Annotated in this window: 12 protein-coding genes and 1 pseudogene; 8 read left to right on the forward strand and 5 right to left on the reverse strand. The window is 72.5% G+C overall.

What is annotated here, in order from left to right; all coding sequences use genetic code 11:
* Nucleotides 1-112: 112 nt before the first annotated feature.
* The 3 genes from OG753_RS03140 (at nt 113) to OG753_RS03150 (ending at nt 5765) form a co-directional block, all read left to right on the forward strand.
* Nucleotides 113-739 carry a hypothetical protein gene (locus OG753_RS03140; protein WP_405787016.1) on the forward strand — a complete coding sequence of 209 codons (627 nt, stop codon included), beginning with the start codon at nt 113-115 and terminating at the stop codon, nt 737-739.
* Entirely contained in the window at nt 721-4962 is a 4242-nt protein-coding gene (locus OG753_RS03145) for a hypothetical protein (protein WP_405787018.1), read from the forward strand. Before OG753_RS03140 ends, OG753_RS03145 begins: the two co-directional genes overlap by 19 nt.
* Nucleotides 4963-5027: 65 nt before the next feature.
* On the forward strand, nt 5028-5765 hold the full coding sequence (locus OG753_RS03150) for a class I SAM-dependent methyltransferase (protein WP_327260543.1): 738 nt from the start codon (nt 5028-5030) through the stop codon (nt 5763-5765).
* Between the two features lie 138 nt (nt 5766-5903).
* Here OG753_RS03150 and OG753_RS03155 read toward each other — a convergent pair whose 3' ends face one another.
* Together OG753_RS03155 and OG753_RS03160 are read right to left on the reverse strand one after the other, a co-directional pair.
* Nucleotides 5904-7118 carry a glycosyltransferase gene (locus OG753_RS03155; RefSeq protein ID WP_405787020.1) on the reverse strand — a complete coding sequence of 405 codons (1215 nt, stop codon included), beginning with the start codon at nt 7116-7118 and terminating at the stop codon, nt 5904-5906.
* 205 nt (nt 7119-7323) lie between these two features.
* A complete protein-coding gene (locus tag OG753_RS03160) occupies nt 7324-7737 on the reverse strand; it encodes a nuclear transport factor 2 family protein (RefSeq protein WP_327260545.1) in 414 nt (137 codons plus the stop codon).
* Between the two features lie 104 nt (nt 7738-7841).
* On the opposite strand from OG753_RS03160, the gene OG753_RS03165 reads away from it, so the two are divergent.
* The 4 genes from OG753_RS03165 to OG753_RS03180 all read left to right on the forward strand — a co-directional run bounded on the left by OG753_RS03165 (nt 7842) and on the right by OG753_RS03180 (nt 10497).
* Nucleotides 7842-8408 (forward strand): PadR family transcriptional regulator, encoded by a 567-nt coding sequence (locus tag OG753_RS03165; protein WP_405787022.1) that lies wholly within the window; start codon nt 7842-7844, stop codon nt 8406-8408.
* On the forward strand, nt 8395-9183 hold the full coding sequence (locus OG753_RS03170) for an SGNH/GDSL hydrolase family protein (RefSeq protein WP_383199240.1): 789 nt from the start codon (nt 8395-8397) through the stop codon (nt 9181-9183). The genes OG753_RS03165 and OG753_RS03170 overlap by 14 nt, the downstream gene beginning before the upstream one ends.
* Before the next feature lie 84 nt (nt 9184-9267).
* Complete coding sequence (locus tag OG753_RS03175; RefSeq protein WP_327260548.1) at nt 9268-9705, forward strand: VOC family protein; 438 nt, start codon at nt 9268-9270, stop codon at nt 9703-9705.
* Nucleotides 9706-9786: 81 nt separating this feature from the next.
* Nucleotides 9787-10497 (forward strand): hypothetical protein, encoded by a 711-nt coding sequence (locus OG753_RS03180; protein ID WP_405787024.1) that lies wholly within the window; start codon nt 9787-9789, stop codon nt 10495-10497.
* 96 nt (nt 10498-10593) lie between these two features.
* On the opposite strand, the gene OG753_RS03185 is transcribed toward OG753_RS03180, so the two are convergent.
* From OG753_RS03185 to OG753_RS03195, 3 genes and pseudogenes are all read right to left on the reverse strand, one after another.
* Complete coding sequence (locus tag OG753_RS03185; protein ID WP_405787025.1) at nt 10594-10905, reverse strand: immunity 53 family protein; 312 nt, start codon at nt 10903-10905, stop codon at nt 10594-10596.
* A gap of 48 nt (nt 10906-10953) precedes the next feature.
* Nucleotides 10954-12071, reverse strand: a pseudogene (locus OG753_RS03190) (IS630 family transposase).
* A gap of 80 nt (nt 12072-12151) precedes the next feature.
* Nucleotides 12152-13486: a hypothetical protein gene (locus OG753_RS03195; RefSeq protein WP_405787027.1), complete on the reverse strand. Its 1335-nt coding sequence runs from the start codon at nt 13484-13486 to the stop codon at nt 12152-12154.
* 141 nt (nt 13487-13627) lie between these two features.
* Between OG753_RS03195 and OG753_RS03200 the strand changes: the two genes are divergently transcribed.
* Entirely contained in the window at nt 13628-13828 is a 201-nt protein-coding gene (locus tag OG753_RS03200; RefSeq protein WP_327260551.1) for a hypothetical protein, read from the forward strand.
* Nucleotides 13829-13835 lie beyond the last annotated feature (7 nt).

Genomic DNA, 13835 nt, shown 5'->3' on the forward strand with positions numbered 1-13835 from the left:
TACGGGACGGAAGCACTCTAGAGGAAGGGCGGGAGGCCGTGACCCGGCGCCCTGGGCCCGGGGTCGCCGGCCGGGCCGGGAGGTGTCGGTGGGCCGTGCGACGATGCGAAGCATGATCGTCTCGCTCGCTGCCCTGGTGCCCGCATCCCGTCCGCACGCATCGACGACGTACGCCGACTGGGTCGCCGCCCACGACCCGGGCGCGGCCCAGGCCGCGCGCGGCCTGAACGACGAGATGCGCACGGAGCTCGGCCGGTCCCAGGGCAAGCCCGGCAGGTTCGTCGACACGATGACGGCGCGGGCGCGACGGCTGCCGCCCGCGCACCTGCCGTGGTTCTGGGACACGGTGGGCCATCGGCTGATCGGTTACGGGAGCCGGCCGGGCGGGCGGGCCTACGCGGCGGCACGCGCGGCCGAGGCGGAGCACGGGCTGCCGGTGGATCCCGCCTACCGCCGGGCCAACGCGCTGCTGTTCGCGGCGGGCGGGGCCATGCCGGCCAAGGAGTTCGGGGCGCATCAGCGTTTCCTCGCCGGCACACTGGATCCGGCGGCGGCGCACACCGCCCTGGAGGCGTTCCTGACCGCGTGGGCGGGCTCGAAGGCGGATCTGCCGGCGGACCTGGTGCGCCGGGTACGGGCTTCCGCCAAGGCGGCCGGGCACGGGGACGCCGAGGCCGCGCGGATGGTGGCGCACTCCTGTCGGTCACCCGCGGCAAGTCGGTGCCGGAGGCGCTGCTGACCGCCGCGGAGCCCGTCCTGACGGCCCATCCGCCGGCGGATGCCGTCCTGGCCGGGCTGGTGGAGGTCTTTCCGGCCGGGGTCACCGACGGCGGGGCCTGGCTGCGGCTGCTGATCGGCTGCGGCGCCACGGAGGCGATGGAGGCCGGGCGGCTGGTGCCGGAGGGCGGGCTGCCGCACTGGGTCGGGCACTTCGTCCGCATGTACCAGTACGCCCTGCAGTCCGGCGGCGGGGTTTCCCGGCAGCCGTTGCCGGGGGAATTCCTCGACCTGATCGGCCGGCTGGGGCCGCGGCTGCGGACGGCGGGCACGCCGGTGGCGGTGCACACCACCCGGTACCACTACCAGGGCTTCGACGCGGACGTGCTCGACGCCTGCCTGGCGTCCGGGGCCGCGGTGGTCGATCCGGGCGCGGAGGTCCGGATGCGCTTCTGGGGCGAGCGGTCCCGGCGGGACCTCGTCGCGCTGGCCGCGGACCCGGTGTTCGGCCCCCGGCTGGAGGGGACGGTCCATGCCGGTCTGCTCCCCGACCACTGGAACGCGCGCGGGCGTCGCGCCGGGTCCGCGGTGACGCTGCTGCCGGGCAACGAGGGCATCGCCCAGGAGGTGGCCGGGCGGGTCGGCAAGCTGGTCGGCGCGGTGGGGGGCGGCGGCATGGCGGGGGCCGAGGAGGCCCTGGCCGAGCTGGAGACGCTGCTGGACAGGCCGACGGTGAAGGCCCTCGGCGGGATCGTCGACGCCCTCGCCGGGGCGGGCGCGGCGGGCGCGCTGCGGCGTTCGCTGGCGGCCGGTCTGCCGGAGGAACTGGCCTGGCCGGCCCTGGAGTCGGTGTACGCGGGGTTCGCGGAGAGCGCCGAGAGCGCCGAGCCCACAGGGCCCGCCGGGTCCGCGGCCGACGGGGCCGACGGTGCCGACGGTGCCGACGGGGCGGATGCGGCGCCGGTCGCGGTGCGCCCTCCGCTGCCGGGCGTGGCCGGAGTGACCTGCACCTGGCCGGTGCTGACGGTGTTCGGGCGCGACCGGGCCGTCGCCGTCGCCCCCGACGGGGAACGGGGCTCCTGCCGGTTCACCGTGCCCGAGGACGCGACCCTGTTCGCCGTGCACTACGTGGGCGGCTCCTTCCTGGTGAGCTGGACCCTCAAGCCGAACCCGTACTACTGCGACACCGCCGTCTGGGCCGACCGTCCCGAGGAGCCGTTCGCGCCGCCGGAGGTGGGTGGTCTGGTGCCGTTCGGCGGCAGCCTGGACGGGGCGTACGGCTTCCAGTTCGAGACGGCCGACGGAAGCGGGCGCCACAGCGGCCTGCGCGTGCTGCGCCCGGGCGACACCGAGGGCATCGACAGCAAGGAACTGCTGCTCGGCGACGGCTCGCGGATCTGGATCAACCAGATCTACGGGCGGAAGCCGTGGGAGGTGGTCGACCCGGTCACCGGGGAGCCGCAGGGAGCCATGGCGCTGCCGGACTTCCCCGGCCGCGCCCCGGGCGCCGATGCGGGCGCGGATTCGGGCGCCGGTGCGGGCGCGGATCCGTCCGAGGCGGGGATGAGCCTGGCCTCGGAGGCACTGCAGCTGGCGCCGCTGCCCGCCGGGCTGTCCGACTCCCCGCTGGGCTGCCGGGACGGGCTGGTCGGGACCCGGGTGCTGTTCCGCACCCGGCACCGCGACCACGCGCCCGACCACTACCTGGTGGAGAGCGTGGACGGGCGAACGGCCCGTTTCGACATCGACCGGCAGGGCCAGGAGCCGTGGGGGCTCATGGCCGCGCCGGAGGGCGCCGTGGAGGACGTGATCCTGGCCGAGGCGCAGACCCCGACGGGCGTGCGCGCGTACGCCGCCGACGGTGTCCTGTTGTGGGAGCTGGAAGGGCACCACTCCCCCAAGCACCCGCGGGTGCGGCCGGCCCGGAAGGCGACCGTTTCGGGGGGCGTGGCTCTGCCGCCCGCCTTCTGGTACCTGCTGCGCACGCGTGACGCGGCCGGGTCCCGGGCACTGCGGGGCGTGGGACGGCAGTCGGCGGACGCGCTGCTCTCGGCCGCCCTCGACGGTGAGGAGGCGCTGCGCACCGCCGTGGCCCGGGAGTTGCCGGAGGTCACCGACCCGGTACTGGTCGAGGCCGTCGTGGCGGTCGCCGGACGGGCGGCCCGGGTGGAGGAGCGGCGGCGGACCCTGCACCGGCGCGTGTCGCTGATCGCCGCGGCCCCGTCGGTCCTGCTGCGCCGGTCCGCGCGGGACACCGAGCTGCTGCCCGCGCTGTTCGGGCTGGTCGCGGACGACGGGGGCGACACGCGTCGGCGGACCAAGGACGTGGCCCTGCCGGCGACGCTCGGCGCGCTGGCCGCGGACGGTGCCTGCCTGGCCGGGACGATCGTGGAGGAGGTGCGGCGGTTTTCGCCGCCTGCGCCGCCGCGGGACTGGTCGCAGCTGCTGGGCTCGGTCGACGCCGTGGCGTGGCGGGCGGCGGTGGCACCGACCCCGGACGCGGACCGGGCGGCTCTGCTCGCGCTCCTCGACGCGTGGGCGGACCAGCCGTTCGCCCGCACGGGCAGCCGGTGGTGGGTGGGCCGGACGTCCGACTCCGCGGCCCTGGACGGGCTGCGGGCGGGCGGGACCGCCGTGGCGTCCGCAGCGGTGCGGGCCGGGAGTTCGGAGTGCTGGTTCGTGGTGCCGGCCGCCGGGGACCCGGACGGTGACCCCGTACCGGCGGCCCTCGGCCAGGCGCGTCCGGTCCGGGTGGAACGGGACGACGCCGCCCGGCTCCGGACCCTGGTGACGGCGGTCGAGACGCACGGGCCGGTCCCGGTGCCGGAGTCGGCGGCCGCGCGCTTCGCGGAACTGACCGGTGTCCGGCGGGCCGTTGCCCGGCTCGTGGTGGCCGGCCTGGTCGGACGGCCCCGGCACGACGAGGACCTCGACCTGGCGCGCAAGGCCCCGTACGGCGCGACGGCGATGACCGCGGAGGCGTACGGGGAACTGCGCGCGCGGCTCGGAGGCGCCGGGCAGCGGGCCGTACTGGCCGCAGCCCTCCCCGAGGACCCGGCCGAACTGTGGCGGCCCGGCGGGGTCGAGGCGGCCGTGGAGCGGATGGCCGGGGTGTGGCGGGAGCTGCTCGGTGCGCTGCCCGCGGTGCACGACGAGGCGGCGGACGCCCTGGAGGCCGATCTGGGGCTCGGGGAGGTCTGGGCCCGGCGGCTGGCGGCCGGCTACGGGGCGGCCGCCGATCCGACCGTGGAGGCGGCCGGCTGGGAGCTGGCGGCGACCCCGTACGGCATCGGGGTGGAGGTCCGGCCCGTGCCCCCGGCCGGGCCCGAACTGCCTTACCGCACACCGGTGGGCCTCGATCTCCAGGGGATCGCGAGCGCGCTGGTGTGGGCCTGGACGGACCGGCCCGTCGGGGATCCCGCGGTGGCGGGCGCGCCGGACGTGTACGAGCGGCTGCGGGCCGAGCTGGCGCGTCCGGAGCTGCTGCTGGCGCTGCCCGGCGGGCGGGTGCAGGACACCTCGGCGCGGATCGCCGAACGGTTCGGGCCCGGGCTGCTGCCGGTGGCGATGGACAGCCGCAAGGAGGACGGTCCGGTCCCGGTGACCGCGTACGACTGTGGGCCGCTGGTGGTGTGCGCGCCCGGCGGCGCCTCGTTCGTGCGGCCCTCGGCGGTCGCGGATCCCGACGTCTGGCAGCGGGTCCGCGAGGTCACGGACCTCGCCGAGGAGTTGGACCGGGTGGAACCACTGCTGGCCGGTGGCGGGCTGGAACGGATGATGCTCCGGACCCGGTCCGGAGCGGTGCCGGCCGGTGCGTACGAGGCGGATCCGCGGCAGTCCTGCCCGGAGCTGGTCGCGCGGGCGGCGGCAGAACTCGGCGTCGGCGCGGACGCGGCGGCGCTGTACCTCCAGGTGGCGGCCCTGGCCTCCCCCACCGACCGGAACGTACGGCGGTGGAACGGCTGGTCGGCCAAGCGGCACAAGGAGGTCCGCGCGGAACTCCTCGCCACCGGCGCGGTCGTGGAGGCCAAACGGGCAAGGGCGGGCCGGACCGTGTTCCTGCCCGGGGAATGGACCGAACTGAAGGCCCCGAATCTGCCGCTGGAGACGGCCAAGCTGGCGAGTCACCTGGTGCGCCCGCTGTGGAGCAACTCGGTCCGCTCCCCCTTCGGCCGGGTGCTGCCGACGGCTCCCCTGCACGAGATGTTCGCGCAGGCGTGGGAGCGGAGGCCTGACGGTCGCTGAAAGCGTGCCGGGCAGATGATCCAAAATGGGGTGCGGGCGGCCTCGGCTGTTGAAAGGCTGCCCGGATGAACCGCGAAAAGATATCCGGCATCGCTCACACGGACCACCCGATAAAGGCCCCGCTCGACGACGAATCGGTACGCCGGCTGCTCGCCCATGGCGTTCCGCGCGGCGATGAGCGGGTGCTCGACCTGGGGTGCGGCACCGCGGAATGGCTGCTGCGCGCCCTGGCCGCGCATCCGGGGCTGCACGCCGAGGGTGTCGACACCTCGGACGAGGCCATCGAGCAGGCCGGCCGGTCGGCGGGCCTGCTCGGCCTCCGGGAGCGGCTCGTGCTCCACCACGGGAAGGCGGAGGACTTCGTCTCCGACCGGCCGTTCGACCTGGTGGTCAGTGTCGGGGCGACCCACGCCTTCGGCGGTCTGCTCCCGACCCTCGCGGCGGCCCGGGAGCACCTGGCTCCAGGTGGCCGCGTGCTGATCGGTGACGGGTTCTGGGACCGCACGCCGTCCCCGGAGGCCGTCGAGATCTTCGGCGAGATGGACGACCTCGCGACGGCCGTGGACCGGATCGTCGCCGACGGCTGGGCTCCGGTGCACGCACATGTGAGCACGCGCCATGAGCTGGACGACTACGAGTGGACCCTCTGGGGTTCGCTGGCCTCATGGGCTCTCGACCACCCTGCCGATCCGGACAGCGCCGAGGCACTCGAGACGGCCACCGCCCGGCGCAAGGAATGGCTGCACACCTACCGGGACAGCTTCGGATTCGTCTCCCTCGTCCTGCGCCCGACCTCCGGCTAGGGACAGCTGCCCGGCACGCTCTGGCCGCCGCACTTGCGGCGCTCGCGGCTCTTGCAGCGCTTGCGGCGGCCGGGTCTCCGCCCGCAACCGGCCCCGTGCGTGGTCTGCTGACCAGCCGCCTCGGCCCGGTTCTCGGGTTCATCTCACGGGCCTCGCGCCGATCTGGGCGAGAACCGCGGCGGCGCCGTCCTCGGCGGCGATGGTCCGGGCGAGTTCCGCCGCTCGGCGGCGGTGGGCGGGCTCGGTCACGCAGGCCGTGATCGCATCCCCCAGGACTTCGGCGGTGAGGTCCTCGAACGGCAGCGCCGAGGGGGCAACTCCCAGACGGTGCAGCCGGGATGCCCAGAACGGCTGGTCGTACATGACGGGTACCGGCAGGGCGGGTACTCCGGCGCGCAGTCCGGCCGCGGTGGTACCGGCCCCCGCGTGGTGGACGACGGCGGCCGTGCGGGGGAACAGCCAGTCGTGCGGGACGTCGCCGACGGACAGGACGTCGTCGCCACCGCCGCTCAGTCCGGCCCACCCCGCCTGCACCACCGCGCGCACTCGCGCCCGCCCCACTGCTGCGGCCACCAGTTCGCTGAGCCGTTCCCCCTGGCCCGGTGCCATGCTGCCGAAGCCGATGTAGACCGGGGCCGGGCCGGCTTCGAGGAAGTCGACCAGTTCGGGTGCGGGGCGCCAGCCGTCGGGCCGGGCGGGCCACCAGTAGCCCGCCACCTCGACCTGGGAGGGCCAGTCCGCAGGGCGCGGTACCACCGCCGGGCTGAAGCCGTGGAGGACCGGCCGGATGTCCCCCGTTGCCGACGGCGCGCCGGAAGGCAGCCCGAGGCGGGTACGCAGCCGGGTCACGGCGTCGGCGAAGAGGCCTTCCGCGCGCGTCGCCACAGTGTGGCCAGCGGCGAGGTTGCCCTCCGGCCCCAGATCGTCGACGCCCGGCGCACCGGGGAGCGGGAACTGCCGTGTGGCGAAGGCCGGTACGAGATAGGTGCCGATGACGGGTACGCCGAACGCCTCGCCGGCCGTCCGGCTGAGGGGTGCCGGGCCGGCGGCGGTGAGCACCAGGTCGCATCCGGCCTCCACGGCGGTGACCACGCCGTCGGCGAGTCCGTCCACGTACGCCCTGGTCAGCGCCCGGGCCTCCGCCCGCGACGCCGCGCGGGACCACGCGAGGATCAGCTCCTGCGGGTCGCCCGGCAAGGGCCGGTGGGCGAGCCCGCACCCGCTGACGAGCGCCGCCAGCAACGGGTGTGCGGCCACGGCGACTTGATGGCCGGCGTCCTGGAGCCGCCGCCCCAGGCCCGTGAACGGCGCCACGTCTCCTCGCGAACCGGCAGTGACGATCAGAATCCGCATGCGGCGATTCTCCATGGCCCGTGCCGTCCGGTCGCCGCCCCGTCCGCGCCGTCCGCGCCGGGTCGAGCACTCCCGGTTGTCACATCCGGCGGGCCGGTTCGGTCCCTGCGGTCGCGGAAGCGCTCGTGAACGACTCCGCCACCACCCCCTCGGCCCGCCCGGGGGTGGTGGCGGCAGGCGGAGGAACCCGTCTGTGCGGGGCCGTCTACGCGAGGCCGTCGGCGACCAGGCCGGCGAGAACCGCCTGGCCCAGGGTCTGCACGGCGGAGTGCGGGCGGACCATCACGGTGAACTCCTTGATCCGGCCCGCCTCGTCGAAATGCAGCAGGTCGATGCCGTGGATCTCCCGGCCGTCCACCGTGGCCCGGAAGAGCAGGACCTCCGCCGGGGCATCCGTGCCGTCCACGCTGGTCTCGGCGGATCCCTCGAAGCGGCCTACGTAGCGGAAGTCCTCGAAGACGCGCAGCAGGACCCCGAAGAGCCCGAGCACCATGGGGCGGCCCTCGAAGGGGGTGAACTTCACCGGGCTGTAGAGCCGCACGTCCTCGGTGAACAGATCCTCCAGTGCGGCAAGATCCCGCTTCTCCACGGCGGCGCGGAAGCGTTCGGCAGTCTCCATGAATCCTCCTCGTACTCGTACTGCTATCGATACTCATGAATCTGACTAGTCACTTTCATGAGTATGATGCAGGGGTTGACGAGGAAGGGGAAGGGGCGGCTGCGATGACCTTGCGACATGCCGTACTGGCGGCACTGCTGGACGGCGAGTACAGCGGCTACGAGCTGGCGAAGTCCTTCGACATCGGCGTCGCGAACTTCTGGCACGCCCTGCCCCAGCAGCTGTACGCGGAGCTCGCCAAGCTGGAGAGGGCGGGACTGGTCGAGGGCCGCGAGGTGGTCCAGGAGACGCGGCCCAACAAACGCCTCTTCCGTGTCACCGAGGCCGGCCGCACCGAGCTGGAGGAGTTCGCCGCGGCCCCGCTGAAGTCCTCGGTCATCCGTGACGACCTCCTCGTCAAGGTCCAGACCGCCGACCGGATCGGCATCGAGCCGGTGATCGAACAGCTCGAAGCACGGGCGGTCGCCTCCGACGCAAAGATCGAGCTCCTCGGCAAGGTGCTGCGCAAGATGCGCGGCGACATGGACGAGAACCAGTTCCTGCTCCACGGCGAGCGGATCGGCGGGTACCTGACGGGCCTGCGCGGCCTCGCCTTCGAACAGGGACACCGCGACTGGTGCCGCCGGAGCGCGGCGATCCTGAGGGAGAGGCTGACCCGTGCCGAACGGTGAGTACCTGCGCTACGTAGCCCTGGGCGACAGTCAGACCGAAGGTCTCGGTGACGGGGACGACACCGTGGGCCTGCGCGGCTTCGCCGACCGGTTCGCCGAACACCTCGCCGCCGTCAACCCCGGTCTCCAGTACGCCAACCTGGCCGTACGGGGACGTCTCGCCGGGCAGGTCCGCGCCGAACAGCTGGGCCCCGCCCTGGCCATGCGGCCCGACCTGGCCACCGTCGTCGCCGGGGTCAACGACATCCTGCGGCCCCGGTTCGACGCCGCGGAGGTCGCCGCGCACCTGGAGGAGATGTTCACGGCGCTCACGGCCGCCGGGGCCCGGGTGGCGACCGTGACCTTCCCGGACCTCGGGCAGCTCGTACCGCTCGCCCGGCCGGTCTCGCCCCGCATCGCGGACCTTAACGACCGCATCCGCGCGGCGGCCGCCCGCCACGGGGTCATGGTCGCCGAGACGGCACGCCCTGCCGCCGTGACCGACCCGCGGATGTGGACCGACGACCGGCTGCACGCGAGCTCCGTCGGCCACGAACGGATCGCCGCCGCTCTCGCCCACGCCGTCGGCCTGCCGGGCAGCGACGACACCTGGACGCGGCCACTGCCGCCCCGGGCGGCCGGCGAAGGCGCGTCGTCCGTGGCGGCCGAACTGCGCTGGGCGGCCGGGTTCCTCGGCCCCTGGCTGGGCCGCCGCCTGCGCGGCCGCTCCTCCGGCGACGGCCGCACCGCGAAGCGGCCCGCCCTGCTGCCGCTGGGCACCGCCGTCGACCAGTGAGCCGCTGACCAACGAGCATGCACAGCGGTTGCGTTACTGCAGGTCGAGACGGTCCGCGAGGCCCGGCTCGGTAGCATGCGACGCATGGGCATCAAACTTGAGAACGTCGGCATCGCCGTTCGCGACCTCGAAGCAGCGATCTCCTTCTTCACCGACCTCGGCCTCACGGTCATCGGCCGTGACACGGTCAGCGGTGAGTGGACCGACACCGCAGTCGGCCTCGACGGAAATCACGCCAGGATCGCGATGCTCCAGACGCCGGACGGACAGGGCCGCCTTGAGCTCTTCGAGTACATCCACCCCGAAGCGATCGAGTCGGAGCCCACTCGCCCCAACGAGATCGGCATGCACCGCGTGGCCTTCTCGGTCGACGACCTCGACAAAGCCCTTGAGGCAGCCGCACAGCACGGATGCCGCCCGCTTCGCGGCGTGGCGACCTATGAGGACGTCTACAAGCTCACGTACCTCCGCGGGCCCAGCGGCATCCTCGTGATGCTCGCCGAGGAGCTCAAGAAGAACTGACGCCGGCCGGTGCCGTTCTCTGAGCTCGCTCGGCTGAACAATCACATTGACCGGCGTGAGCGGGACGGAGATCGTGAGCCCATGACGGACAGCACCTGGCTCAACCGCGATCGCCAGCTCATCCCCGGCAAGGAGCTCTTTCGCAGCCGGCGCAGGTTCCACCTCTTGGCCTACACGGCGAGCCACGGCCAGCTCCTGATGCGGAGCGTCGGCGAGCCCGACACACCCGGCGAGCCCGGGACGACGATCGACCTGCTGTTCAAACCCGCCGCCGTGGTGAAGATCCGTGCCTACTACCGTGGCTTGGCGATCAGATGCGCGACCGCGGCCGAGAGCGCGCAGGTCGAGGCCGACCACGCCAGCGTGCCCTTCGGCCGGGACGACCGCGTCTTCATTCTGGAGAGCCAGGGTGAGTCCGACTACGTGGTCGCCATGGCCGTCGGCTGGACCGAAGGGGTCCTCGGCCGCACGCAGCAGAGCTTCTTCCACAACTTCCACCCCACCAGGCCGATCGTCTGGCCCAGCCGGCCTCTCCCCGGTGTCGACGCCGGCCTCGACATCGCCTCGGCCCAGGAACTCGTCGACGCACTGTGTGCCGAAGAGAACGCCACGATCCGACGAGAGCGCCACCGCCACGTCCACGTCGTCATGACGCGGATCATCCGCCCCGAGGGACCCGACGTCACCGGAGCGGGCGTCTTCCTCACCAGGGCGGACGCCGAGGAGGCTCGAGCCGTGATCGCCGCGACATCACTCGACTGCTGGATCGAGGAACTACCGATCGCGATCTGACGCCAGGCTCGGCCGGACGCGAGGCGTTCCTCGAGGACGCCCCCTAGTGCTCTGACCGCAAAGGTTCACCGGGTCCCTGTATCTGGCTCTGTAGCATCAGAGAGCGCTGGTGGTCGCCCATGTACGGAAGATCGCAAGAGCCTCGCTAAGGTTCCCGGGGCCGCACGCGGCGTGGAAAGTCTTCTCAGCGGTCCAGGCCCAGACCCAATCCTGGGCGTTGCGATTGACGTCCTTGCGGGGGTACTCGCGTCCCTCGAGGTCCGTCTCCTCTAGATCGATTTCGACGGTCCAGCCGGGGTTGTCGAGCGTGGCGATCTTCACGCCCCACTCGTGCTCCCAGTCGCCGTCGCACTGCTTCGCGTACCAGTCCTGTAGCCAGGCAAGAAGATGCTGCTCCGAATCACTCATGACAGGAGAGGCTAGTGCTGGGACCGTCTGGCGCGCTGGGCTGGGTGGTCAGGCTGCTGTTCGTAGCGGTCTGCCGCCCCAGCGGATGCCTTTCTCACTGCGGATGCGGGCGCGTTCGCGTCGTTGTGCTGCGAGAACTTCGGGGTGGCGGGCGTTCTTGTTGCGCCAGCGCAGGTAGGCGTGCAGGGCCCGGGTCTGGGCGGTGTGGTTGGGGTGGTGGGAGTTGGCGAGGGCGAACTGTCGCAGCGGTCCGAAGTGGGCTTCGATGGGGTTGGCCCAAGAGGCGTAAGTCGGGGTGAAGCACAACTCGACCTTGTTCTTGGCCGCTCACCGCTTCCGCCAGTTCGTGTGGGCGGAAAGGTTGTCGAGGATCACGTAGACCGGGGCGCCGTCCGGGCGGGCTGCCCGGATCGATCTCATCGCTGCCCAGGTGTGGTCGATGCCCTTGCGGCGCCGGTTGATCCCCACATCTGGTCGTCACCGACCGAGTAGCAGCCGTGGAAGTAGGTGATTCCGTGGGTGCGACGGTAGGTGGCCGGCAGCCGGTCGGGACGATTTTCTTCGGCCCAGCAGGACCCGGCTGTCGGCCGGATGCCCAGCGGGCCGAACTCGTCGAAGGCGAACGTGCGGTCGGGTCGCTTGTTGATCGCGTACTCGATTCGGTCCAGCTTGGCGTCGAAGTCCGGGTCCGGGGACTCCTTCCAGGTCTTCGTGCGCTGGAAGGTAATGCCTCGGCGGGCCAGTAAGCACCGCAGTGCCTCCCGACCGATCCGGACGGGCCTGGCTATGTCGCGCCGCAGGTGATCGGCGAGCTTGCGGATGGACCAGCGGGTGAAGGGCTTGCCGACCTGGGTCGGGCGGGCCGTGGCCGTCTGGATGACGAAGTCCTCGTCGTCAGGACTGAGCAGGCGGGGACGGCCTCCCGCCCAGCGAGGGTGCAGGCATGCGAGCCCGATCTCGTTGAACTTGTGGATCACGTCGCGGACGGTGTCCTCGTCCGCCTGGACCAGACGTGCAATGACCGGGACGGTGCTGCCGCCGGCCGAGGCCAGCAGCATCATCGCCCGGCAGAACCGAACCGAGCTGGTACTGCCCCGCCGCACGATCTGCTGCAGTTTCTGCCCCTCCTGCTCGGTCAGCCTGCGAACCCGGACCGGTTGCGCCATCCCGCCTCCCCACGCTGGTTGGAAGCGATCACTTCCAACCAGCACAACGAGCAACCCGGCGAACGTTCACGGTCACAGCACTAGATGTCCAGGTCAAGGGTGGTCAGTTCGCGCAGCGCCGAGACGGGCAGGAGCAGTGATCCGTTCGTGTCGCTGGATCGGTATGCGATCATGCCGACCAGCGAGCCGGCACTGGAGAAGACGGGCGCTCCGGCCAGCCCGTCGATCGTGTCTCCCGACACGCGCAGCCAGATCCCCGAGCGCCCCTTGAGCTCGAGAAGGCAGGAGAAGTACCCGGTCCCGGCGCTCGTGCGCGCGCCCACCACGAGCCGGGTGCCTGGCATGACGCGTGCGTCGCAGGTCAAGGGCCGATCGGGAACGGGAACCGGCTCGCTCAGACGGAGAACCATCAGGGTCACCGTGGTGTCGGAGGGCCCGGCCACCGGCAGCTCTTCCACCAGCGTGCCCCGGACCGACTTCTCACCGACGCCGACCGTCACCGGTGAGTCCCGGGCCGGAGGCTGCCAGTCGAAGGTGACCACCGTGTCCGCGTCGACGAGCAGGCCGTTACGGACGTCTCGATCGGGGATCTGCAGCCATACGGTCATCGAGGACACGAACTCTTCGTCCACCTGCCAGCTGTCGCTGACCACGTTGACGCCTCCGTTGACATGCCCGAAGTGGAACGTCGGGGAGCTGCGACGACCGGATGTGTCCCGAACGTCCAGGCCGCCGTCGATGTGTTCCCGTGTGGCCGGCAGCAGAGGGGCGCCGTTCAGCACGGCGGTCCTCTCGGTTTCGACGAGCTCCCGCTCGAGGCGTTCGCAGCGCTCCTCCGCCTCGCGGTGCAGGGCTCGTACGCGGGCCAGCTCATCCTTCAGGTCGCGGATCTCCGCGCGCAGCCGGACGTGCTCGTTCGCCGGCTCGCCGTCGGCGTCGACGGCCTCCGTCGCGGCTGCCCCGGCCTGAAGCTCGCGGTAGCGCAGGCCAAGGTCCCGAATGCGCTGTTCGCGGTCTTCGAGGGTGTCCTGCAGCCAGCGTTCCCGGGCGGCCGCACGCTGGGCCTCCCGGTCCGCGTCGGCGAGCTTCCGCTCGAGCAGGTGGACCCGGTGGACCGGGCTGTTGCCCGTCTGCCAGGCCGCGGTATGCAGCGTGCGCAGCATGTCGACGGCCTCTCCGGTGGGTGTGGCACCGCGCGCCTCGGAGACGTCGTTCAGCAGGTTCAGGACGAACTCCCACCGCGGAAGGCGCTGCCCGCTGAGGTATCGGGAGACGGTGGAGGAGTCGTACGAACGGCGGGCCGCGTAGCGGCGGGTCGTGAGGTTCAGGCCCGCGAAGAGGTCGCGCAGCGCCTGCGCGAGGGCGGCCGTCTCAGGGGGCAGTCCGTCGTGAACCGGTTGCAGTTCGCCGGCCATGGTCCGCGCCTCGCTTCCGTGTCCAGTGCGTGCTGCCGGTTCCCCGGCAGCAGTGCTGCACCTGCCGCAGCACCTCGGGCACAGCCAGTGTGTCCTGAGAACCTCTCCACCACTGCCCTGACCGGAAACCGGGAGACCACAATGAGGCAGCGCACCAGCCGAGTTCAGGACCTCGTCATCTTTCTCGCCGTGCTGGGTACCGCAACGGTGCTCATTCTGCGCGGGGTGGCGCCGGAGTCGCTGGCGACCATCGCCGTCGCGGTCTCCGGCCTCTACGCCGCCTGGCGTGGCACCGGCACCGGCACCGGCGGTGAACCACCGCAGCCGCCCTCCACCCGCTGAGCTGCCG

This window comes from Streptomyces sp. NBC_00029 (assembly GCF_045160505.1).
Taxonomy (GTDB): Bacteria; Actinomycetota; Actinomycetes; order Streptomycetales; family Streptomycetaceae; genus Streptomyces.